General features: G+C 67.7%; 20 protein-coding genes. 16 read left to right on the forward strand and 4 right to left on the reverse strand.

Features of this window, described 5'->3' with window-relative positions:
• The first annotated feature begins 105 nt into the window (after positions 1-105).
• From JTJ31_RS18415 to JTJ31_RS18445, 7 genes are read left to right on the forward strand one after another with little or no spacing between them, the layout of a single operon-like run.
• Positions 106-879, forward strand: a complete 774-nt coding sequence (locus JTJ31_RS18415) for an IclR family transcriptional regulator (RefSeq protein ID WP_207540192.1) — start codon at positions 106-108, stop codon at positions 877-879.
• Positions 880-886: 7 nt separating this feature from the next.
• Positions 887-2,023 carry an acyl-CoA dehydrogenase family protein gene (locus tag JTJ31_RS18420; RefSeq protein WP_207540193.1) on the forward strand — a complete coding sequence of 379 codons (1,137 nt, stop codon included), beginning with the start codon at positions 887-889 and terminating at the stop codon, positions 2,021-2,023.
• Positions 2,020-3,174, forward strand: coding sequence for a thiolase family protein (locus JTJ31_RS18425; RefSeq protein WP_236020417.1), 1,155 nt, complete (start codon positions 2,020-2,022; stop codon positions 3,172-3,174). The genes JTJ31_RS18420 and JTJ31_RS18425 overlap by 4 nt, the downstream gene beginning before the upstream one ends.
• Before the next feature lies 1 nt (position 3,175).
• The gene (locus tag JTJ31_RS18430) at positions 3,176-3,586 is read left to right on the forward strand and encodes a Zn-ribbon domain-containing OB-fold protein (RefSeq protein WP_207540194.1); all 411 of its coding nucleotides are present in this window, start codon (positions 3,176-3,178) and stop codon (positions 3,584-3,586) included.
• Positions 3,583-3,963, forward strand: a complete 381-nt coding sequence (locus JTJ31_RS18435; protein ID WP_207540195.1) for a hypothetical protein — start codon at positions 3,583-3,585, stop codon at positions 3,961-3,963. Before JTJ31_RS18430 ends, JTJ31_RS18435 begins: the two co-directional genes overlap by 4 nt.
• A complete protein-coding gene (locus JTJ31_RS18440) occupies positions 3,960-4,349 on the forward strand; it encodes a MaoC family dehydratase (protein WP_207540196.1) in 390 nt (129 codons plus the stop codon). The genes JTJ31_RS18435 and JTJ31_RS18440 overlap by 4 nt, the downstream gene beginning before the upstream one ends.
• A 22-nt stretch (positions 4,350-4,371) precedes the next feature.
• Entirely contained in the window at positions 4,372-5,358 is a 987-nt protein-coding gene (locus tag JTJ31_RS18445) for a Bug family tripartite tricarboxylate transporter substrate binding protein (protein WP_207540197.1), read from the forward strand.
• Positions 5,359-5,414: 56 nt separating this feature from the next.
• Here JTJ31_RS18445 and JTJ31_RS18450 read toward each other — a convergent pair whose 3' ends face one another.
• Together JTJ31_RS18450 and JTJ31_RS18455 are read right to left on the reverse strand one after the other, a co-directional pair.
• Entirely contained in the window at positions 5,415-7,157 is a 1,743-nt protein-coding gene (locus JTJ31_RS18450) for a hydantoinase B/oxoprolinase family protein (RefSeq protein WP_207540198.1), read from the reverse strand.
• On the reverse strand, positions 7,154-9,241 hold the full coding sequence (locus tag JTJ31_RS18455; protein WP_207540199.1) for a hydantoinase/oxoprolinase family protein: 2,088 nt from the start codon (positions 9,239-9,241) through the stop codon (positions 7,154-7,156). The genes JTJ31_RS18450 and JTJ31_RS18455 overlap by 4 nt, the downstream gene beginning before the upstream one ends.
• Before the next feature lie 241 nt (positions 9,242-9,482).
• Here JTJ31_RS18455 and JTJ31_RS18460 point away from each other — a divergent pair, with 241 nt between their 5' ends.
• The 6 genes from JTJ31_RS18460 to JTJ31_RS18485 all read left to right on the forward strand — a co-directional run bounded on the left by JTJ31_RS18460 (position 9,483) and on the right by JTJ31_RS18485 (position 16,063).
• Positions 9,483-9,860, forward strand: coding sequence for a PH domain-containing protein (locus JTJ31_RS18460; RefSeq protein ID WP_207540200.1), 378 nt, complete (start codon positions 9,483-9,485; stop codon positions 9,858-9,860).
• 229 nt (positions 9,861-10,089) lie between these two features.
• On the forward strand, positions 10,090-11,106 hold the full coding sequence (locus JTJ31_RS18465) for a quinone oxidoreductase family protein (protein WP_207540201.1): 1,017 nt from the start codon (positions 10,090-10,092) through the stop codon (positions 11,104-11,106).
• A complete protein-coding gene (locus tag JTJ31_RS18470) occupies positions 11,103-11,540 on the forward strand; it encodes a PaaI family thioesterase (RefSeq protein ID WP_207540202.1) in 438 nt (145 codons plus the stop codon). Before JTJ31_RS18465 ends, JTJ31_RS18470 begins: the two co-directional genes overlap by 4 nt.
• Entirely contained in the window at positions 11,537-13,036 is a 1,500-nt protein-coding gene (locus JTJ31_RS18475; RefSeq protein WP_207540203.1) for a class I adenylate-forming enzyme family protein, read from the forward strand. Before JTJ31_RS18470 ends, JTJ31_RS18475 begins: the two co-directional genes overlap by 4 nt.
• Positions 13,037-13,069: 33 nt before the next feature.
• A complete protein-coding gene (locus JTJ31_RS18480) occupies positions 13,070-14,041 on the forward strand; it encodes a tripartite tricarboxylate transporter substrate binding protein (RefSeq protein ID WP_207540204.1) in 972 nt (323 codons plus the stop codon).
• Positions 14,042-15,376: 1,335 nt separating this feature from the next.
• Positions 15,377-16,063: a PEP-CTERM sorting domain-containing protein gene (locus tag JTJ31_RS18485; protein ID WP_207540205.1), complete on the forward strand. Its 687-nt coding sequence runs from the start codon at positions 15,377-15,379 to the stop codon at positions 16,061-16,063.
• Positions 16,064-16,201: 138 nt separating this feature from the next.
• Here JTJ31_RS18485 and JTJ31_RS18490 read toward each other — a convergent pair whose 3' ends face one another.
• Together JTJ31_RS18490 and JTJ31_RS18495 are read right to left on the reverse strand one after the other, a co-directional pair.
• The gene (locus tag JTJ31_RS18490) at positions 16,202-17,383 is read right to left on the reverse strand and encodes a glycoside hydrolase family 1 protein (RefSeq protein WP_207540206.1); all 1,182 of its coding nucleotides are present in this window, start codon (positions 17,381-17,383) and stop codon (positions 16,202-16,204) included.
• Between the two features lie 11 nt (positions 17,384-17,394).
• A complete protein-coding gene (locus tag JTJ31_RS18495; protein ID WP_207540207.1) occupies positions 17,395-18,504 on the reverse strand; it encodes a glycosyltransferase family protein in 1,110 nt (369 codons plus the stop codon).
• A gap of 249 nt (positions 18,505-18,753) precedes the next feature.
• On the opposite strand from JTJ31_RS18495, the gene JTJ31_RS18500 reads away from it, so the two are divergent.
• The 3 genes from JTJ31_RS18500 to JTJ31_RS18510 are packed head-to-tail and all read left to right on the forward strand — an operon-like array spanning position 18,754 to position 21,500.
• Positions 18,754-20,064 carry a family 1 glycosylhydrolase gene (locus JTJ31_RS18500; RefSeq protein WP_207540208.1) on the forward strand — a complete coding sequence of 437 codons (1,311 nt, stop codon included), beginning with the start codon at positions 18,754-18,756 and terminating at the stop codon, positions 20,062-20,064.
• The gene (locus tag JTJ31_RS18505) at positions 20,061-20,516 is read left to right on the forward strand and encodes a DUF4267 domain-containing protein (RefSeq protein ID WP_207540209.1); all 456 of its coding nucleotides are present in this window, start codon (positions 20,061-20,063) and stop codon (positions 20,514-20,516) included. The genes JTJ31_RS18500 and JTJ31_RS18505 overlap by 4 nt, the downstream gene beginning before the upstream one ends.
• A gap of 3 nt (positions 20,517-20,519) precedes the next feature.
• The gene (locus JTJ31_RS18510; RefSeq protein WP_207540210.1) at positions 20,520-21,500 is read left to right on the forward strand and encodes an aldo/keto reductase; all 981 of its coding nucleotides are present in this window, start codon (positions 20,520-20,522) and stop codon (positions 21,498-21,500) included.
• Positions 21,501-21,505 lie beyond the last annotated feature (5 nt).

A 21,505-nucleotide genomic window follows, 5' to 3' on the forward strand; every position in this document is an offset into this window, starting at 1 on the left:
GGAAGGCCCCTCGATATGGTCATCCATCGTTTACACCGCCAGCGCGACGGGATTAGCTTCGTTCTCAATTCAGAAATCTATTCTCAATAGAGAAAAGGGGTGGGAGTGGCCAAGGAAGTCGGCGCGGTCGTCGCTGCAACGCGGATCCTGCGCTTCCTCGCTGCGCACCGCCGGTCGGTAGGCGTGACGGAGGTGGCGCGTAGCCTCGAACTCAATCCCTCCACCTGCTTCAACATCCTGCGCACCCTCACCACAGAAGGGCTTGTCGCCTTCGATGCGGCGACGAAGGCCTATTCGCCGGGCCTCGGCCTCGCGGAGCTCGCAGCATCGGCACTGGATGGCGTCGGCGCCATGCGTCTGGTGCGCCCGCATCTCGAGGCGCTGGCTGACCGCTTCGGCGTGACCATGACGCTCTGGTTGCGCACCGGCCCTGATCGTGTGGTGCTGATCGACCGGGCCGAGGGCAGCCAGATGGTCCGCATCCACATGACCATCGGCCAGCGGCTGCCCCTGCTGATCGGCACGCTCGGCCGCTGCATGGCGGCGCATTCCGGCCTGCCGGAGGAAGAGCTTGCCCGCCGCTATGCGCAGCTCCGCTCCGACGCGCTGCCGCCTTTCGCCACCTTCCCGCGCCAGGTCGCCCAGGCGCGGCGCCAGGGCTATGCGGTGGATGCGGATAACTTCGTCTCCGGCATCACAACCGTCTCCGCCGCGGTGCGCGACGGGGCAGGGCGGCCGGTGATGGCGCTTTCCGCAGTCGACCTTTCGGCGCGGCTCGACCGGGCCGCCACGCGCCGCCTCGGCGAGGCCCTTGCCGCCACGGCTGAGGAGATTGGCCGTGCATTCGGCTCCCGCCCCGCCATGCTCCCAGCTGCCTGAGGAGAGAATGGACTTCACCTTCACCCCGGAACAGGAAGCTTTGCGCGAGACGGTGCGCCGCTTCGCCGAGACGGAGCTGGCGCCGCTGGTGCGGGAGGCGGACGATACGGAGATTTTCCCCAGGCACCTCTTCCGCCGCTTCGGCGAACTAGGCCTGATCGGCGTGCGCTACCCGGCCGAGGATGGCGGCTCGGGCTTCGACAAGGTGTCCGACTGCATCCTGCGCGAGGAGATGTCGCGCGTCTGCCAAGCCTTCTCCTCCTCCTGGTCCGGCCACAGCCATCTCGGCATCTGGCCGATCTGGAAGGCGGGCACGGAGGCGCAGAAGCAGCGCTTTTTCCTCCCCGGCGTGGCGGGTGAGAAGATTGCCGGCTTCGCGCTGTCCGAGCCCGATGGCGGTTCCGACATCCGCGCCATGCGCACCCGGGCGGAGAAGGTGGAGGGCGGCTGGCGGCTCAAGGGTTCTAAGCTCTACATCACCAACGCGCCGATCGCCGATTTCCTGACGCTGGCCGCCCGCACCAAGCCGGAGATGACGCCGGACGCGGTGAGCCTGTTCCTGGTGGAACTGCCCAATCCGGGCATCGTCGTTCACCGGCTCAAGAAGGAAGGCATCCGCGGCTCCGATACCGGGTTGGTCCATATCGACGACGCCTTCGTCCCGGATGACTGCCTGCTTGGCGGGCGCACCGGCACCTATCCTGTCGTGCTCGACAGTCTGGTTGAGAATCGCGTCGGCGTCGCAGCGAATGCGCTCGGCATGGCGCGCGGCGCCTTCGAGGCGGCGCTGGATTACGCGAAGACGCGCATGGTGCGCGGCAAGCCGATCGGCCAGTTCCAGGCCATCGCGCACAAGCTGGCGGACATGGCGGCGGAGATCGAGGCGGCGCGCTGGTTGGTCTACCACGGCGCCTGGCGCGTGGATCAGGGCACGCTGGACGCGGCGATGGCGGCGAAGGTGAAGCTGGTCGCCTCCGAATGCGCGGTGCGCGTGTCGGAAGCCGCGATCCGCATCCATGGCGGGGCCGGGCTAATGCGGGACTATCCGGTCGGGCGCATCCACCGCGACGCACTGGTCTACGTGATCGGGGAGGGGACCTCCGAGATCCAACGCAACCTCATCGCGCGGGGGCTTGGGCTATGACGCAGCGTGCCATCATCACCGGCGTGGCGGACACCGCGGTGGGGGATCTGCCCGGTTCCTCCTGCATGGGACTGCACGCTGAGGCAGCCTCGCGTGCCCTGGCCGATGCAGGGCTGAAGCCCTCGGAGGTGGATGGCGTCCTCTGTGCTTATTCCTTCACCGAGCCGCATCTCATGCTCGCCTCGGTCTTCTGCGAGTATTTCGGCATCCAGCCCGCCTATTCCGCCGCGATCCATGCGGGCGGCGCGACGGGCTGCATCATGGTGATGCAGGCAGCGGCGCTGGTGGAGGCCGGGCTCTGCCGCCACGTCCTGGTCGTGGCGGGCGATAACCGCCTCAGCGGATTGTCGCGCGACAAGGCCGTCGCCACGCTGTCGGAGGTCGGCCACCCGCAATTCGAGCGGCCCTTCGGGGTGACCATCCCGGCGCTCTATGGCTTGGTCGCGCAGGCCTACATGCACCGCTACGGCGCGACGCCCGAGCATCTGGCGGCCATGGCGGTGAACAGCCGCACCCATGCCATGCGCAATCCGGGCGCGCAGATGCGCAAGCCGATCACGGTCGCCGAAGTGCTGGCCAGCCGCTTCATCGCCGAGCCGCTGCGCCTTCTCGATTGCTGCCTGATCTCCGATGGCGGCGCCGCCCTCGTGGTCAGCGCCGCCGATGCGGCGCGCGACACGGCGAAGCGGGGCGTGGCCGTGCTGGGCACCGGGCAGAAGAACACGCATGAGCACCTGGTAGCGGCGCCCAGCCTCACGGAGTTTGGCTGCCGCGACAGCGCCGTCCAGGCCTTCGGCCGCGCCGGCATCACTGCCGCGGAGATCGACGTGGCGGAGATCTACGACAGCTTCACCATCACCCTGCTGATCGAGCTCGAATCCATCGGCTTCTTCGAGAAAGGGGAGGCCGGGCCGGCGGCACTGGCCGGAGCGCTGGATCTGGGCGGAAGGCTTCCCTGCAACACTCATGGCGGGCTGATGTCCTACGCGCATTCCGGCGCCGCGGGTGGGCTGTTCCACGTGACCGAGGCTGTGCGCCAGCTGCGCGGCGAGACGGAGGCGCGGCAGGTGCCGGATGCGGAACTGGCCTTTGTCCATGGCGATGGTGGCATCCTGTCCGCCCATTGCTCCCTCGTGCTTGGGAGGCGATGACATGACCGACAAGCCCCTGCCTGTCCCCAACGCCGACACGAAGGAATTCTGGGAGGGCTGCGCCCAGGGGGAGCTTCGCCTCCAGCGCTGCCGGGCCTGCGGGGCGGCGCAGTTTCCGCCGCGTGCGCTCTGCGCCACCTGCCACGCATCCTCGCCGGTATGGGAGCGGGCGAGCGGCCGCGGCCGCATCGTCAGCCACACGCGCGTCCACCGGCCGCCCTCGCCCGCCTTCAAGGCAGATGTGCCCTATTCCGTCGCGCTGGTGGCGCTGGAGGAGGGGCCGCGCCTCATGGTGACGCTGCGCGGCGGCGCGGAGCCGCGCATCGGCGACGCCGTGCGGGTCGGCTTCGACCCGCCCGCAGGTCCGGACGGCATCGCCCTGCCGCACGCCATCATCCTGGAGGCGCCATGATCACCTTCGACAGCTTCACACCAGGCGAAGTGATGGGCGGCAGCGAGGAGGTGCTGGACGCCGCCAAGCTGCAGGCCTGGAGCGCGCTTTTCCCTGAAGACGAACTGGATGGCGTGATGCCACACGGCATGGTCGCTGCCATCGCCATGCGCGCCTATGCCGCGGTGGTGCAGCCGCGCCCGCCCGGCAACATCCACGCCGCGCAGTGTTTCGACCTGTTCCGCTTGCCGCGCGTGGGCGAGCGTCTGGTCACGACCATCACCTGCCTCGCGAAGGAGATCCGTAAGGACCGCCGCCGCGTTACCCTCGTCATGGACACCGCCGGCGATGGCGGCCCTGCCTTCCGGGCCCGCATGACGCTTCTGTGGGCCGCATGATGACCGAGACCCTGCCTGCGGTGTCGAAGCACGTGGATCGTGCCGCCATCCTCGCCTACGCCGCCATCACCGAGGACTTCAATCCGCTGCATGTGGACGAGGCCTTCGCCGCCGGGACGCCCTTCGGCAAGCCGATCGCGCACGGGATGCTCTCGCTGAACCTCGTCTGGCAGTCGCTGCGCCGCGCCTTCGGCGAGGCCATGCCGATCAGCCTCGAGATCCGCTTCGTCCGTCCGGTCCTCGTGGACACGGAGGTGACGTCCGGCGGCCGGCGCCGGGAGGACGGCGCCTATGATGTCTGGGTGCGCGATGCCTCGGGCCAGGATGTCATCCTCGGCACCGCCTGGCTCGGCGCCGGAGCCGTGAAGCCGGAGGAGCCGGCGTGAGCAAGGACAGGAGGCGTTCCCCATGACCACCATTCCCCGTCGCGCCGCGCTCGCGGCGCCGCTCGCATTGGCCGCCCTGCGGCTGGCACGCGCGCAGGCTTGGCGACCCTCCGGCCAGATGCGGATCCTGGTCAATGCCGCGCCGGGCGGCACTACGGACATCATGGGCCGGATGCTGGCCGCGCATCTGCAGCAGCGCTGGGGCACCCCCGTGGTCGTGGAGAACAAAGGCGGCGGCGGGGGGACCATTGCCTCGGCGGAGATCGCCCGCGCAGCGCCGGATATGCTCAACCTGCTCAGCACCAATATCGGGCCGAGCAGCATCGCCTATTCGCTGTTCCGCAACCTGCCGTACCGGCCGGAAAGCTTCCAGCCGGTCTCCAACATGATCCGCGGGCCCAATGTCCTGGTGGTGCATCCCTCGGTGCGTGCCAACACCGTGGCGGAACTGATCGCGCTGCTGCGCGAGCAGCCGGGCAAGCTGACCTATGGCACGGCGGGGGTCGGGCAGTCGCCGCATCTTTCCGCTGCCTGGTTCCACCAGCTGACAAACACTCAGGCTGTGCCGTCGCACTATCGAGGCTCGGCGCCCGCCATGCTCGACCTGCTGGCGGGCAACACCCAGTTCATGTTCGACAACCTCTCCACCGCCATTCCGCATATCCGCGGCGGAAGGGTGCGGGCCCTCGCGGTCACCAGTGCCGAACGCAACCAGGCCTTGCCCGACCTGCCGGCGATGCGCGAGACCATGCCCGAGCTCGCCGAGTACGAGGTGAACACCTGGTTCGGCATCATGGCGCCGGCCGGCGTCCCTGCGGACGCGCTGCGTACGGTGAACCTCGAGATCAAGGCCTTGTTGGAGATGCCCGCCACGGTCGCGCGCTTCGCGGAGATGGGTGGGGTGACGGCCTATGGCACGCCCGAGGAGTTTGATGCCTTCATCCAGGCCGAGATCGCGAAATGGGGCGCGGTGGTGCGTCGCGAGGGCGTCCAGCTCGATTTTGGCTGAGGCGTTGCACTGAGCCGTTTGACAGCCCGGAGCCCTGCGCGACAGGTCAAGGAGCGCTATGCCTTCATCAGCAAAGCCCTGCGCAAGCTTGTTTGCTCGTGGTCCACGGCGCGTCCATCGCGTGTCAGGACAAGGCCGTAGACGTCCCGCGCTGCCTCTTCGCTGATGATCCCGTCCAGGACGTCAGCCAGCACGGCGCCCAGGTCACGCCGCAGCGGGTCGCCCCAACCCCCGCCGGCACTCGAGAGCACGCGGATGCGCGAGGGGCCAAGCCGCTGGATGCCGTATTGCGGCGGCGGGCGTGGGCCCTTGCCAAGCTCTTCGACCTCGAGCTTCCCGACGGCGCCGTCCAGCCCACCATTGATGCCGTATCCCGAGGGGCGGCGGACGCCTTCCGCGCGGATCGCGTGTTCGGTCGGCGCAAGCACCTCGCAGACATAGTCCACGCCCGGACCGCCGCGGAACTCCCCGGCGCCAGCCGTATCGCGGCGCAGTTCCTGCCGATGGATCCGCACCGGATAGGCCTGCTCATAGCCCTCGACATTGGGCAGCGTCAGGCCACCGAGCGAGATCATGTGCCCTACCGACGGAAAGCCATCGCGCCCTTTCACGGCGCCGCCGCCCGAAGCGCCGTGCCAGTGATACATGACGAAGACGCGGCCCTCCGCATCGCGCCCGGAACTCAACCCGTAGCAGGCCTTTCCCCATCCGGCGCAGCCACGTTCGGGCGCCGCCTGCGCCAAGGCCTTCCAGCACGCATAGATGATATCGGTCGCCGGATGGACCGTGTTCATCGTCATCGGCGCCGGCGGGCGCGCATTCACGACCGTCCCCTCCGGCGCGATGATGGAGACGGGCCGGAACAGGCCCTCGTTCCGCGGCAAGGAATGGTCGAAGAAGGTCGCGACCGCGACGTAGACCGCCGAATAGGTGTTCGCGAGCGAGCTGTTCTTGAAGCCCCGGATCTGCGGCGCGCTGCCGGTGAAGTCGAAGACTAGCGTGTCATCGCGGATCTCCAGCGCAACGCGCACCGGCACCTCCATCGCCTGGAAGCAGTCGGTGTCGCTGCCATCCTCGCCGAGATAGATGCCGTTCGGGAGCTTCGCGATCTCCGCGCGCATGCGCGCCTCGCCATAGCGCAGGAGCGCATCGAAATAGGCGAGGCCGCAATCGACGCCCATCTCTGACAACATTGCGGCGACGCGCTCGGCGCCGATCCGGGTCGAGCCGAACATCGCGTTGAGATCGCCTTCCATGAGATCGGGGCAGCGCGAGTTCAGCAGGAGAAGATTGAACAGGTCGCGGCGTAGCTTGCCACCCTCGACCAGTCGCAGCACGGGCAGGCGGATGCCCTCGTGGAAGATCTCGGTCGCTTCGGGGTTGTAGGTGCCGGCCGCGCCGCCGCCGATATCGGATTGATGCGCCCGGTTGCAGGTGAAGCCGCAAAGCCGCCCCCCGACGAAGACCGGACGGATCATCGTCCAGTCGGGAAGGTGATTGCCGCCGGCCGTGTAGGGATCGCTCAGCAGGTAGACATCGCCCTCTGCCATCTCCTCGCCGAAGGCCTGGAGCGTGGCGCGCACCGCGAAGCCGCCCCCGCCGCTGTGGATCGGGATGCCGTCTGCCTGGGCGATGATGTCGCCGCTGGCACCGGCGACGAAGCAGGTGAAGTCGTGGCTCTGGCTGAAGATCGGGCTGCGCGCCGTGCGCGTCATGATCCAGCCCATCTGCTGCGAGATATGGTCCACCTGCTTCTGGACAACGGCCAGGCGGATCGGATCAATGGCGAAGGCGTTCATGCAGCGCCGTCCTTCTGCGCAGGCTCGATCAGGTAGTTGCCGGCCGCGGTGACACGCAGGCGCTGTCCTCCCTCGACTAGCAACGTGGTCGTGGCCTCGTCGATGATGGCGGGCCCGATGACGGCGTCCCCGGGCAGGAGGTGCCTTCCGTCATGGATCGGCGTGGAAACCGTGCCCGTCCGGTCGTTGATCCAGACCGGACGCCGCCCTAACGGTTCCGGCCATCGCCGGGCCTCCACCTCGGCCAGCGCCGGCGCGGCCATGGGGAGATGCCCGCGGGCGGCAACCTTCAGGCCTAGCGCCTCGATCTCGCCGCTGGGCTGATGGTGCCCGTAGAGGCGTTGATGCGCCTCCTCGAAGCCGCGTCGAATTACCTCTACCGCCAGCCCGTCCTCGCAAGGGATGGAGACCGGCCATTGCTGTCCTGGGTAGCGCAGCGCCAGGCCGCGCTCGAGCTGGATCGCCTCCCGGGAGAAGCCCTGCCGCGCCAGGGCGGCGCTGGCCTGCGCCTCCATCTCCCCGAACGCCGCCTCGAGCAGGCTGGACTGCCCCTCATCCAGCCGCTTGTACCAGCTGCGGATGCGGTCGAGGCGGACATCCGTGTTGCACATGCCGAAGGCGCAGAACACGCCCGCCAGCCGGGGCACATAGACCGCGGCGCAGCCCAGGGCCCGGCCGACCGATGCGCCGTGCAGGGGCCCCGCGCCGCCGGCGGCGATCAGGGTGAAGTTGCGGATGTCGTAGCCGCGCTCGATGCTCACGCGCTCCACTGCGTGTTGGATGTTCTGCTCGACCAGGCGGATCAGTCCGGCTGCGGCCTGTTCCACCGTCAGCCCGAGCGGCCCGGCGATGTACTGCTCGATGGCACGGGCCGCCTTGTCGAGGTCGAGCGAGATGGCGCCCCCTGCGTAGGGGCCGGGCGCCAGTCGTCCCAGGACGAGCTGCGCATCCGTCACCGTCGGCAGCGTGCCACCAAGCCCATAGGAAGCCGGGCCGGGGCGCGCGCCGGCGCCGCCTGGGCCAGCCTGCAGCATCCCGCCGGCATCGACATGGCCGATCGTGCCACCTCCCGCGCCGATCGTGTGGATCTCGACGGAGGGGATGGCGATGCAGTGCCCCTCGACGTCGAGCTGGTCGGTCATCTGCACGACGCCGTCGCGCATGAGGGTGACGTCGCAGCTTGTCCCGCCCACCTCGATGGAGACGAGGTCGGATGAGCCCGTGTCACGCCCGAAGTACCTGATGGCGCCCACGCCGGCAGCTGGGCCGGATAGGACCATCTGCACCGGCTGATGCGCCACCTCCGGGACGCTCAGCGCGCCCCCGTTGCTCTGCACGATCAGCAGCGGGTGCCGCAGGCCGAGGCCTGACAGGCGGGCCTCGAGTGAGCGGAGATAGGGGACGACGCGCGGGCCGACATAGGCATTGGCGACGACAGTGGTGCTGCGCTCGTACTCGCCCATGATCGGCGCGATGTCGCCCGAGCAGGACACCCAGGCATCCGGCCAGGCCTGCTGGATGATCGCGCGGCAGGCGTGCTCGTGGACTGGGTTGCGGAAGCTGTTGAGGAAGCAAATGGCGATGGCCTCGACCCCCTCGGCGCGGAAGCGCTCAATGGCCCGCAGCACGCTGTCCCGGTCGAGCGGCTTCAGCACCTCGCCTGCGGCGCCGATCCGTTCCATCACGCCGAGGCGCAGGCGGCGCGGAACCAGCGGGGGCGGGAAGGGGGTGCGGTGGTCCCAGACCTCACGCCGAAGGCCGCGACGGATCTCCAGGCTGTCGCGGAATCCTTCGGTGGTCAGCAGCCCGACCCGCGCACCCTTCTTCTCCAGCAGCGTGTTGGTGGCTACGGTCGAGCCGTGCACCAGCAGGTCGGTGTCCCGCAGCAGGGCTTCGGTGTCGCGCCCCAGGGCCCGCGCGGCACCCGCGATGGCGTCCAGCACGCCGATCGTGCGGTCTTCGGGCGTGGAGGGCGCCTTGTGCGCCAGCAGCCTGCCTTCCGCGCCGGCCACGACGATGTCGGTGAAAGTCCCGCCAATATCGATCCCGATTCGGAATGGAGGGGCGACCTCATCCACGTTCATTCACGAAGACCCTGTTTGAATTTCCGGTCAGCGAATTCTGGGCGTGGTGCTGTGCGGCCAGAATCCATCCTGACCGTGGATGGTGGCACGCGGCCTGAGGTGTTCCCAAGGGCCACGTCCTTTCCGGTCCCGCCGTCTCCTCCGATTCCCTGAAGTGGCCCTTGATGCAGGGGGCGGAATTCTTTCGGGCCTCGGAAGATGAGGCTAGGCTACCCGGTATTCGGCAGAATGTGAGGCGAGGATGTCCTTGTTTGGGGCTTTGCTGGGTCATGCGAGGAATTACGAAATCGGGGAGGCCACAAAAGATTTTGCCGGCATTCTCGCCGCGGGCGAGCAGATCATCCTCGCCTTCAAGCTTGTTCGCGACGTGGTCATACTCACGGATCGCCGGATCATTTTCGTCGACAAGCAAGGACTGACGGGCCGCAAGACCGAGTTGATGTCGGTTCCCTACCGAGCCATCTCCCGCTTCTCGGTCGAAACCCAGGGCAATTTCGACCTCGAGGCCGAACTGAAGATCTGGATCGGCGGCGCAGCCGAGCCGCTTCAGCGCACCTTCAGCAAGGGCGTTGATGTGCTTGCACTGCAGGCTGCCTTGGCGGATCGCTTGTCCAGGTAGGAATTTTGCAGGGGACCGCTCGGTGGTGAGCGTCGCGAGACTTCGGCTCGTGGGCAGTTGGAGGCGAGGTGGCCGGTTCTTGCCCGTGGACGACCGGCTCACAGCCCGCCTCACCGCATGTCAATCACCCTTACGAGCCGCATCTCTTCGACCCCGCCCCTTTCAAACCCAGCCACCCTTGCCTAGGGTTGGGCGACGCGCCCGCAGGGCGTGAGGACTGGAGAGTGAGATGACCGAGACGATGCGCGCCCTCGTGCTGCGCGAACATGGCGACCTCGACAAGCTGCGCGTCGAGGAGAATTACCCCAAGCCCAAGGCGGATACTGGGCATGTGGTGATCCGGGTCGGCGCGTCCTCCTTCAACTATCACGACGTGTTCACCGTGAAGGGCATGCCCGGCATCAAGGTGCCGATGCCCGTGGTGATCGGCCTCGACATGGCGGGCACCATCACGGAGCTGGGCGAGGGCGTTTCCGGATGGTCGGTCGGCGACCGCGTGCTGGTGAACCCCCTCAACAAGAAGAAGGGGCTGATGGGCGAGATGCTGGATGGCGGCATGGCGGAATACTGCCGCGTCGCCGCCGACCAGCTGATCCGCATGCCCGAGGGCGTGTCCTTCGAGCAGGCGGCCTCGCTGCCCGTGGCCTATGGCACGGCGCACCGCATGATCGTGACGCACAACACGATCAAGGCGGGCGACAAGGTGCTGATCCTCGGCGCCTCGGGCGGCGTGGGCACGGGCTGCGTCATCCTCGCGAAGCAGCTGGGCGCGCATGTCATCGCCTGCGCCGGCAGCAAGGAGAAGTGCGACGCGCTGCTCGCCATGGGCGCGGACGAGGCGGTGAACTACAACGAGGTGGACTGGTCCCGCTGGGCCGTCGAGAAGTACGGCAAGCCGCAGCGCCGTTCCTATGAAGGCGGCGTGGACGTGGTGATCAACTTCACCGGTGGCGACACCTGGGGGCCGACGCTGCGCTGCGTGAAGCGCGGCGGAAAGATCCTGGTCTGCGGCGCGACCGCCGGCCACGACCCGAAGGAGGATCTGCGGTACATCTGGTCCTTCGAGCTGCAGGTCATCGGCTCCAATTCCTTCTATGACGACAACCTCGCGGCGCTGATGGACATGATCCAGGATGGGCGCATCCAGCCGGTGTTGGACAAGGTGCTGCCGCTCGACGAGGCCGCCGAAGGGCTGCGTCTGATCCGCGACCGCGAGGTGCTGGGCAAGGTGGTGGTGACGCCATGAGCGAGACGAAGAAGATCCCCACGCCACAGGAAGTCGAGGCGCTGCTGCTGCGGGGCCCGTACCACCAGTGGCTCGGCCTCAAGGTGCTGGCGGTCGGCGAGGGCACGATCGAGATCAAGGCCACCTGGCGAGAGGAATGGGTGGTGAATCCGGACCGCCGCTACACCCATGGCGGCATCCTCGCCGCGCTGGTGGATCTGACGGCGGATTGGGCGCTCGTCTCGTCCACTGGGCGCGGCGTGCCGACGGTGGATATGCGCGTGGACTACCACCGCGCCGCCATGCCGGGCGACCTGACCTGCAAGGGCAAGGTAGTGCGCGCGGGCGGCCAGTTCTCGGTGGCCGAGGCCCAGATCTACGACGGCGACGGTAAGCTCTGCGCCTCCGGCCGCGGCGTCTACCTCACCGCGCCGCCGGCGCCGCCCAAGGCGTGACGGGCTTCGCGGCGCGCAACCTCGGCGCGCTCGCGCCGAGCGGGCTGGACCCTGACAAGCCAGCCCTCATCTTCCGCGACGGCGGAGTGCGGCGCGTCATCACGCACGGCGCCTTCGACGCGCTGGCCAATGCTGCGGCGCGCGGCCTGATTCGGCGCGGGCTGAAGCGCGGCGAGCGTATCGGCCTGCTGGCCGCAAATTCCATCGAGTTCCTGGCCCTGCTGTGCGGCGCGATGCGTGCCGGCCTCGTGGCCGTGCCGGTGAACTGGCGCTTTCCGCCAGAGACCGTGGCCTATGTGCTGGAGAACGCGGGCGTCGCATTGGTGGCGCACGACGCCGCACGGGCGGATGCGGTGCCCGCTGGCCTGCCGCGCCTCGCGCTGGATGGGCCGGACTGGGATTCCTTCCTCGACCCAGGTCCGTTCGAGGCTATCGAGCCGGCAGAGAAGGAGCCGGCCCTCTTCCTCTACACCTCCGGCAGCACGGGAAGGCCCAAGGGCGTTGTGCTGTCGCACCAATCGCATCTGTGGATCGTGGAGCAACGCCTGAAGGGCGCCGCGCTCGGCGAGGAGCGCTTCCTGATCGCGGCTCCGCTTTATCACATGAACGGCTTGGCGCTGGCGCAGCTTGCCCTGGCGGCAGGCGCGACGATCGTGCTGCTGCCCCAGTTCCGCGAGGCCGAGTACATCACTGCGGTGGGTGAGGAGCGCTGCACCTGGCTGACCGCCGTGCCGCCCATGTTCGCCATGCTGCTGCGTGAGCAGGAGCTGCTGGCCCGGACCGATACGGGCAGCGTGCGCTCTATCCGCCTCGGCTCCGCTCCGGTCAGCGAGGCGCTGGCCGCCGCGATCCTGCGCGCCTTTCCGAGTGCGCGCCTGATCAATGCCTATGGCACGACCGAGGCGGGGCCCGTGGTCTTCGGGCCGCATCCGGAGGGCAAGCCCACGCCGCGGCTTTCGGTCGGCTACCCGCATCCGGCCGTGACGCTGCGCCTGCGCGCAGCCGATGGGACGCTGGGCGATGAAGGCGTGCTGGAGCAGAAAACGCCCGGGTTGATGAACGGCTATTACGCCCGGCCCGACCTGAAGCCGCCCGTCACGGAGGACGGATTCTACGTGACCGGCGACGTGATGCGCCGCGACGCAGACGGATTCCACTACGTGATCGGTCGTGCCGACGACATGTTCATCTCGGGCGGCGAGAATATCTTCCCCGGCGAGGTGGAGGCCGTGCTGGAGCGCCATCCGGGCGTGGAGCAGGCGGCCGTCCTTCCCGTGCCCGACGACATCAAGGGCACGAAGCCCGTGGCCTTCGTGGTGCCGCGCGGCGAAGCCACACCAACCGAGGCGGACCTCAAGGCTTTTACGCTGGCGCATGCGCCGGCTTTCATGCATCCGCGCCGCATCTGGTTCCTGCCCGCGCTTCCTCTTATGGGTACGAACAAGGTCGACAAGGCGCGCTTACGGGAGATGGCGCTGGAACGCATGGTGGTTTAGAATAATCCACAGCGTTTCATAGGAGAATCGGTGATGCTGAGCCGACGCTCACTGCCGTTGCTTGCCCTGGTTCCACTCGCCGCGCCGCGTTTGGCGCGCGCCAGCTTCCCTGACCGCCCGATCACCATGATCGTGCCCTATGCCCCCGGAGGATCAGCCGACGTCCTGGCGCGCGTCATCGCGCCCGAGATGTCGCGCATCCTCGGCCAGAACGTGGTGGTGGAGCAGCGCCCTGGCGCTGGCGGGCATATCGGGGGCGCCCATGTCGCGAATTCCGCGCGCGCGGATGGTTATACCGTCCTGCTCGGCTCGGTCTCCATGACCATCGGACCGGCCTTGCAGACCTTGAACTACGATCCGGTGGGCGGCCTCACCCCTCTGGGCGGCATCGGCACGGTGCCGATGATGATGGTCGTCTCGCCGGAATCGCCATTCCAGTCGGTGGAGGATGTGATCGCCGCCGCCCGCGCGCGGCCGGGTGAGATCTCCTATGGCTCCTCCGGCCTCGGCACCGGGAGCCACATGGCGGGAGAGCTGCTGGGGGCCGCCACGGACACTCAGTTGCTGCACGTGCCCTATCGTGGCTCGGGCGCGGTGTATCCGGACCTTATCGGCCAGCGCATCTCCTTCCTGCTGGACGCCATGGGCTCCTCCGCCGGTCAGGTGCGGGCAGGGGCGGTGCGAGCGATCGGCGTCTCCTCGGCCGAACGGTCCCCGGCCTTCCCGGAGATCCCGACCATCGCTGAGCAGGGCGTCCCCGGCTACGAATACTCCCTCTGGCTCGGCTTCTTCGTCCGCAGCGGCACGCCGCCCGACGCCTTTGCGCGGTTGGAGGAGGCGAACCGCGCGGCCATCGCGACGCCAGTGGTGCAGGAGAAGCTGCTGCAGACTTCGGCGATCGCCATTCCGACCGACGCCGCCGGCTTCGCAGCCTATTTCCGGGCTGATGTCGCGCGCTGGGCGGATCTGGCGCGCAGTGGCCGCGTTGCGCGGGTCAACGGGTAGAGCGTCAGCGTCCGCTCCCATCCAGGCCGCGCGTCCTCAGCGCGGCCTGGGCCGGCGACCCGGGACCTGTGCCGGAAGCGAAGCTTGCGGTGCGAGTAATTGGCTCCCCCGAGTTCCGCTGAGTGCGTCTCGCACTGGGTGGCCATTGGCCCGAGTGCCTGCTGCGCCGACGATAGGTTGCGTCGCCAAGGGGGAACTGAGGAAGGCCAGAATTTGCTGGATATGACGGGCTATTACGCCTTGCTGAACGAGGCGCCGCTTTCGTGAACCTAAGGGTGTCGGCGGCCTGAGCCTCGTTCCGAATCCAGGTAAGCGCCCCGGCTCGACGCCGTTCTGTTTCACCAGCGGCACCGCATCGAGATCGCCTTCGGCCGAAGGGCCGGCGCCACATCGTCACGCGCTACGGCCATCCTGCTTTAAGGCCATCACCACTGTCGCCGATTGGCTCAATCAGCGAGCCCAGGCCACGTCACGCATCACTACCGTGGATGGTATGTGACGTCGGCCGCCTTCAGGGTGCGGGAAACATCACGCACGCGACGACCATGGCCTGCCAGAACAAAACCAAGGCTATGAAGAGAAATCGAGTCGCCTCCTGCCAAGATAAGCCGCTGCGCGAATAACTCTCCCTGCACGAGTCTTTACGACCCTGGAATTGCTCACTGTCCAACAATTGGCATCCCCCCAAGCTATGCACAATCGCCGCCACTTCTATGGCACAGTTTTCATATGGGAGTAGTTGTTTGTTTGGAAACTAATTCATGCTGGTAGCTCAATAACGGATTCGTCTAAGAGTGGCTCAGCGGGCAATGCAACCGCTGGTAGGAGTTAGCGCGGAGGATTTTCTCTTACGCCAGCGCAGGATTGCGGGCGCAAAATCCCGTCCGATCGCGCCGGGCCCTCGTTTAGCCGGTTGAGACCGGACACTTTTGTAACCAGGACAAGCTGAGCTGCCTTCGCGTTTCCAGCGGCGCTTTTGGCTTTCGGCCGTGCCCTAGCGTTGTGCTGGCTACCGGGGCGGGATTGATATGAAGCCGGAACGCCAACGTGGAAGCGTCATCGCCTTAAACGCCGTATTCCTGCCGAAGCCCTCATGTTCGTTAGGGAAGGCGAGAAGTTTTCAGACCCTCGTCGGTTTTTTTTACGACATGACAAGTGTGGGAGGGGTGCCATTACGAAAACCGAGACCGGGCAGGGACTTAGCGGCGTGGCACGACACTTGCTCTCCAGCCGTGGGACGGGCCGTGGCGCTCGTCGCGTGACCTTGAGGGGCGAGTTTCCAGTTCCTGAAGGTCTGGAAGAACCAACGGCACACCGGTCTGAGGAGAACCTCCTATGAAGAAGCTAGCGTTACTGGCGACGACGGCCGCCTTTGTTGGCCTGAGCGCCATTGCCCAGGCAGCGCCGACGACGATCATCACCTGGGCCCAGAACGCGACGGGCAACACCATCACCGCCAACTCCATTGGCGGCCTCACGACGACGCTGACCGGGACGGATGTCGCGATCACGATCTCGGGCTACGCGGGCGCCGCCCCCACCCCCATCACCGCCTACCTGAACCTGAGCGCGAGCAGCACGGGCAATGCGGTCTCGGTTTTCGGGACCGACATCCTTCAGCCCTTCGCCGGCAGCTTCACCATCACTTCCGGCTTGGGCGGCACCGGCACCAACTACCTGTCGGGCACCTTTGCCGACATCGCCCTGGCCGGTTCGCGCCTGGGAGGGCCCGATGGGGGCTTCCAAGCCAGCCTAGTCGCGACCGATCCGCCGGGTTCCGTGACCTTCACCTCCTCCCTGATCCCCGCCTCCAGCCTTGGGGACCCGTCTTCGATCGGCTTCACCTTCACGGCGCTGTCTCAGGCGCTCAGCATCTGCGGCTCGACGATCTGCCACTTCACGGCGAGCGTCAGCGGCAATGCGAGCGCCTCCGAGGTCGCCGTGCCGGCGCCGGCTGGCCTCGCCCTGCTGGGTCTTGGCCTGTTCGGCCTCGCGGCGGTCCGGCGTCAGGTCGCTGCCTGATTACGATCCGCTTTCCCTAGCGGTGTAGAAGGGATGGCCCCGGCTCGGAGGAGCCGGGGCTGTTCTGTTTGCGGTGCCGCTACTTTGGTTGGGTGTTGAGGGAGCGCGCTAGCGCGCCGGGACGCTGACTTCCCCTGCCTATGACGCTCCGCACAAGTCGGCGAAGAGCCGGCGCTGATTCTCCATCTCGAGGGCGAGGGACTCGTGAAATTCCCGCTCTTCCCCTTCCACCTGCAATTCAAGCAGGCCATTCGGGCAGTAGCGGTCATCGTCCCACCCGAGATGCGACAGCACGGGGTAGAGGCAGATCCCCTCGATCGGCACGCCGGCCCGCATGGCGGCCCGGACCTCCTCGCAGACATAGTTCAGCCAGGGTGCCCGCTCCTCACCCTCGATGCTGGTCTCGGCCATGAAGATCGGCCGCTGGTAGCGCGCATAGACGCCGACCAGGAGGTCGCGCAACGGCGTGTGCCCAGGGTCGCCGGGAACCAGCGCCTCGCGCAGACCACCGTGGAGCCACTGGTTGTTCCAGTAGTAGTTCACGCCGATGACATCGAGCATCTCCGGCGCGCCGCCCAATTCCGGCGACATGCGGCCGGCGATCATCTCCCAGGCGTGGAACTGGCCCTCGTTGCGGGCTGCCGCCTCGGCAGGGTCCTGTTCGGGGCGCGCGACGATGTTGATGAGCGGGTCGATCATCAGGATGCGCGATCCCGGCGCCGCCTCCCGCACTGCGGTCGCTCCAGCCACGGTCGCGCGGACCAGCTGCCGCTTCAACTCGTCGCTATGCTCCTGGGAGGTGCAGCAAGGATTCATCAGCCCGGCTTCCCCACCGGCCCAGGAGAAGAAGGAGATCTCGTTGACGGGGCAGACCATCGGGGGCTCGCCGGTTTCCTCCAGGTGCAACCGCGCAAAGGCGCCGGAATAGGCGGCGAAGCGGTCCACGAAGGCACCGGAGAAGACATCGAGCCCGTCGGGCCAGCCGTAATGACACAGATCCCAGGCGACCTGCGTCCCCACCTCCTGCGCCGCCCGGATCATGGGAAGCACGGAGGACCAGTCGTAACGGCCGGGTGTTGTCTCGACGAGGTGCCAGCGCACCCCATCGCGCACGGAGCGGATCCCGTGCCGCTTCAGCTGCCGATAATCCTGCGCCACGAGGGCGTCGTGGCGCGTGGTCCGCAAGAGGTCGAGGCGCTGCCCATCGCGGCGCCGATGCGTCGAGCATTCGAACCCGCCCATGAAGAAGCTGCGGAAGAGAGTCGGGCGGAAGCCCAGCTCGGGCACGGCTGCCCGGAGGTTGGTGGAAATGTGCTGCATGGGATCCGCGATCAGGCTTGGGTGGTGGCACGGCGCTTCGCGCCGATCTCCAGGACGAGGCGGGCTGCGGCTTCGACGCCGCCGCCCCCGGTGACGAGGGTTCTGGCCTGGGTGGTCCGGTCCCGCGTTGCCTCGGGCCGGTCCAGGATCTCGCGGAAGGCGGACTCCATCGCCTCCGGTGTGACTGCGTCAGGGAGGAGGCAGGGCGCGGCGTTGTGGCGGCCTAGCGCCTCGCCGAGCAGCAGGGTCTCCGAGATGGGGCCGGGGATCAGCACCATGGGCGTGCCCAGGGCTGCGGCCTCGTGCATGGTGCTTGTGCCTTCCGCCAGGACGATGTCGGCCGCGCTGATGTGACGCAGCGCCTCGGCCTGGGGCACGACGCCCTCCAGCCGCACCCAGTCCGGAAAGGCATCCAGCCCGAGCAGGGATTTCAGCTCGTGCCGGTCATGGGTGGCGATGAGGTGAAGGCGAAGGCCGGGTTGGGAGCCCTGACGCAGCCGTTCCGCCGCGCCGAAGACACTCCGCAGGACGCGGGTGCCGAATTCCCGCGTGAAGGGGAAGTTCCGCACCGCATAGAGGATCATCGGGCTGCCCGGTTCGGAGCCGAGGCCGGCGCGTGCCTGCTCGCGGGCGGGCACGGAAGCCAGGTCCAGAAACGGGCCGGTCTTCACGATGAGGTCCTGCACCAGGGAGAGTTCCTCGGGCATCGCGACGACGGGGGAATAGGCCCAGATGATGGCGTCCATCTGCTTCATCATAGGCCAGTCGCCGAAGAGCTCGTCCCCCACCGGGGGGATCGGGATGGAGACCCAGGCGGCCTGGGGCACGCAGGCGCGGAGCGGCAGCAGGTAGCGTGCCGTGTCGTCCACGATGACATCGGCATCGCCGAAGCAGGCCCGGGCGATGGCATCGCGGTCCCGGCGCGAGATCGCGGGAAGCAGGCGGGGCTGGTAACCCATCTGCATGGTCATCTCGATATTGGGCGGCCGCAGACGGACCATGTCGATCACGTACTCGACCTCAACCGATGGGTCGGCGCGCTTCAGCGCCCGAGCCAGCGTCGCCGTTCGGGACACGTGGCCGATGCCGCCTTCGACGCAGGGGAGCATGATGACCTTCATGGGCATTGCCCAGACAAATTCGCCATTCGTCTAATTAACCCTTTTGCTTCTTGCCCGCGACGTACCGGTCGCGAAGGCGCCCCGCATGGGAATGCCGCCTCCCAAGCAATCGAACTCGGGCTTGCCCGTTGGCTCTCAGCGGAATTTTTCTTGTCTGCAAGGAAACGGACACCCTGTGTATGCGCTAGGCAAAGAGCCTGTTCCGGAGGCGACTCATGGCGAACAGCCGGGTGATCAAGGCCGAGGTGTATGAATAGACTTGAAATTTGGGGCGGTGTCGAATGCACCGTCCTGCGTTCGGGCGGGGTGTGGCGCGATCAGGTCCTGGAGACCGGCCATCACGACCGCGAAGGCGATTTGGACCTCATCGCGGAACTCGGCATCCGCAAGCTGCGCTACCCCGTCCTATGGGAAAGGGTGGCGCCGGAAGACCCCTCCCGCCTGGACTGGAGCTGGTCCGACGCACGCCTCGATAGGCTGCGCCAGCTTGGCTGCGACCCAATCGTTGGGCTGGTCCATCACGGCTCGGGACCAGCCTATACCAGCCTGCTCGATCCTGAATTCCCGGAGAAGCTGGCGCAATACGCGGTGCAGGCGGCTGCGCGCTATCCCTGGGTCCGTGACTGGACCCCGGTGAACGAGCCCCTGACGACGGCGCGCTTCTCGGGCCTGTATGGGCATTGGTTCCCGCACGGGAACGACCCGCGCAGCTTCCTTGCGGCGCTGATGAACGAGTGCCGGGGCACCGCCCTGGCGATGCGGGCGATCCGCCGCGTCCGGCCCGATGCGCGGCTCGTCCAGACCGAGGATCTGGGCCGCGTCTTTTCGACCAAGCCGCTGGCGGGCCAGGCGGCGCACGAGAATGAGCGGCGCTGGCTCAGCCTCGACCTGCTGAGCGGCCTCGTGGACCGGCACCATCCCTGGTATCGCATCATGATGGACGAGGGCGTGCCGCAAGCGCATCTGGACGAGATGGCGGCCGAGCCCTGCGTGCCGGATCTCATCGGCATCAACCACTACGTCACCAGCGACCGCTTCCTCGATCACCGCACGCATCTCTACCCGTCGGAGACGATCGGCGGGAACGGGGTGATGGTCTATGCCGACACGGAAGCTGTGCGGGTGCCCATGCCGCCGGACGTGCAGATCGGCCCCGAGGCGCGGCTGCGCGAGGCGTGGGAGCGCTACCGCCTCCCCATCGCGGTGACGGAGGCGCATCTTGGCTGCGTCGAGGCCGAGGAATGCGTCCGCTGGCTGATGGAGGTGTGGAACGCCGCCAGCCGCCTGCGGCAGGAAGGCGTGGATCTGTGCGCTGTTACCGTGTGGTCCATGTTCGGCGCGATGGATTGGTGTTCCCTGCTGCGCCGCAAGGCCGGCCGGTACGAGCCGGGCGTCTTTGACGCGCGTCATTCCCCGCCCCGTCCGACGCTGCTGGCCGAGGCCGTGAAATCCCTCGCGACCACCGGCCGCTATGAGGCACCCATCGCACGCAAGCCGGGCTGGTGGCGACGCGAGGATCGCTTCGTCGTCGAGCGGCAAGCGCTGGCCGGGGACGATTGAGCCCAGCCGGCCCATCCCGCGGGACGGGCCGGGAGCTGATTAAGCGCGTCCCGCCTTCTTGGGGGCTGCTCGATGGGTTCGCCCTTTCACCTGCCGTCGTCCTCGCAGCGCTGGGCGTGCTCTTCGTCGTGGCGCCCCGCGCAGGGGCGGCGGTGTTCGGGCTGCCGGCTCCGGAAGGCGATGCGCTGGGCTATCTGCGTGCCATCGGCATCCGCGACCTCGCCTTCGGTGGCTACGTGCTGGCCCTCGCGTGGCTGGCGGGGCGCCGGGCGGCGGGGATCGTGCTGGCGATCACGCTGCTGATCCCGGTCAGCGACCTCGCGCTGATCCTCTCGATCCGTGGCTTTGACTCGCCGCTTCACCTGCTGCTGCACGCTGCCAGCGGGATCTATGTGGGCCTCGCGGCAATGATCCTGCTGCGGTACGGCCCCGAACGCAGCTCTTGGAGATGACGCATGGCTGAAACGAGATTCGCGCCACCAGGGCCGCTGGGCTATGGCGGCGCCCCGCTTGGCAACATGTTCGCCGTGGTGGACGATGCGACGGCGCGTGGCGCACTCGACGCGGCCTGGGACACGGGCATCCGCTATTTCGACACGGCGCCGCATTACGGCTCTGGCATCTCTGAGCATCGCTTTGGCGAGGCGCTGCGCCAGCGGCCGCGTGACGAGTTCGTGCTCTCGACCAAGGTGGGCCGCCTTCTGCGGCCTGATGCCAGCCGCCCCGTCAACCAGCCCTTCCTCGATCCCCTGCCGTTCCGGGTCGTGGTGGACTACTCCTTCGACGCCACGCTCCGTTCAGTCGAGGACAGCCTGCAGCGCCTCGGCATGGACCGCATCGAGATCGCATTCATCCACGACATCGCCGAGGACCATCTTGGCCCGAACTGGGTGGAGGTGTTCGACGAGGCGATGCGGAACGGTGCGGCCAAGGCGCTGATCCGCCTGCGGGAGGAAGGGGTGATCAAGGCCTGGGGCCTGGGTGTGAACCGCACCGAGCCCTGCTCGCGCGCTCTCCGTATGTCCGACCCGGATGTGTTCCTGCTGGCGGGGCGCTACAGCCTGCTCGACACCTCCGCGCTGGGCGGGCTCTTCGCCGAGTGCGCCGAGCGGGGCGCGCATGTGGTGGTGGGCGGCCCCTATAATTCCGGCCTTCTCGCGGGTGGGCGGAACTTCGATTACGTCGAGGCATCGGCGGAGCGTGTCGCGGCGCGCGACCGCATGGCGGAGATGTGCGCCCGCTTCGGCGTGGACCTCCGCAGTGCGGCGCTGCAATTCTGCGCCGCGCATCCCGTGGTCGCTTCCGTCATCCCGGGCGCCAAGCATGCGGAGCGAGTGCGGGAGAATGCCGCGTTGATGCGAAGGCCCATCCCCGGCGAATTCTGGCAGGCGCTGAAGCGGGAGAAGCTGCTGCCCGAAGAGGCGCCGACTCCCTAGCCGGC

Origin of the sequence: Sabulicella rubraurantiaca (assembly GCF_017355885.1) — a bacterium.
Classification (GTDB): Bacteria; Pseudomonadota; Alphaproteobacteria; order Acetobacterales; family Acetobacteraceae; genus Roseococcus; species Roseococcus rubraurantiacus.

Excerpts from the sequence above, each read along its gene's own strand:
- JTJ31_RS18455 (WP_207540199.1), bottom strand. The coding sequence starts at position 9,241 with ATGAACGTGGATGAGGTCGCCCCTCCATTCCGAATCGGGATCGATATT.
- JTJ31_RS18495 (WP_207540207.1), bottom strand. The coding sequence starts at position 18,504 with ATGAAGGTCATCATGCTCCCCTGCGTCGAAGGCGGCATCGGCCACGTG.
- JTJ31_RS18510 (WP_207540210.1), top strand. The coding sequence starts at position 20,520 with ATGGCTGAAACGAGATTCGCGCCACCAGGGCCGCTGGGCTATGGCGGC.
- JTJ31_RS18500 (WP_207540208.1), top strand. The coding sequence starts at position 18,754 with ATGAATAGACTTGAAATTTGGGGCGGTGTCGAATGCACCGTCCTGCGT.
- JTJ31_RS18435 (WP_207540195.1), top strand. The coding sequence starts at position 3,583 with ATGATCACCTTCGACAGCTTCACACCAGGCGAAGTGATGGGCGGCAGC.
- JTJ31_RS18420 (WP_207540193.1), top strand. The coding sequence starts at position 887 with ATGGACTTCACCTTCACCCCGGAACAGGAAGCTTTGCGCGAGACGGTG.
- JTJ31_RS18430 (WP_207540194.1), top strand. The coding sequence starts at position 3,176 with ATGACCGACAAGCCCCTGCCTGTCCCCAACGCCGACACGAAGGAATTC.
- JTJ31_RS18450 (WP_207540198.1), bottom strand. The coding sequence starts at position 7,157 with ATGAACGCCTTCGCCATTGATCCGATCCGCCTGGCCGTTGTCCAGAAG.
- JTJ31_RS18485 (WP_207540205.1), top strand. The coding sequence starts at position 15,377 with ATGAAGAAGCTAGCGTTACTGGCGACGACGGCCGCCTTTGTTGGCCTG.
- JTJ31_RS18470 (WP_207540202.1), top strand. The coding sequence starts at position 11,103 with ATGAGCGAGACGAAGAAGATCCCCACGCCACAGGAAGTCGAGGCGCTG.
- JTJ31_RS18490 (WP_207540206.1), bottom strand. The coding sequence starts at position 17,383 with ATGCAGCACATTTCCACCAACCTCCGGGCAGCCGTGCCCGAGCTGGGC.
- JTJ31_RS18425 (WP_236020417.1), top strand. The coding sequence starts at position 2,020 with ATGACGCAGCGTGCCATCATCACCGGCGTGGCGGACACCGCGGTGGGG.
- JTJ31_RS18445 (WP_207540197.1), top strand. The coding sequence starts at position 4,372 with ATGACCACCATTCCCCGTCGCGCCGCGCTCGCGGCGCCGCTCGCATTG.
- JTJ31_RS18465 (WP_207540201.1), top strand. The coding sequence starts at position 10,090 with ATGACCGAGACGATGCGCGCCCTCGTGCTGCGCGAACATGGCGACCTC.
- JTJ31_RS18480 (WP_207540204.1), top strand. The coding sequence starts at position 13,070 with ATGCTGAGCCGACGCTCACTGCCGTTGCTTGCCCTGGTTCCACTCGCC.
- JTJ31_RS18440 (WP_207540196.1), top strand. The coding sequence starts at position 3,960 with ATGATGACCGAGACCCTGCCTGCGGTGTCGAAGCACGTGGATCGTGCC.
- JTJ31_RS18460 (WP_207540200.1), top strand. The coding sequence starts at position 9,483 with ATGTCCTTGTTTGGGGCTTTGCTGGGTCATGCGAGGAATTACGAAATC.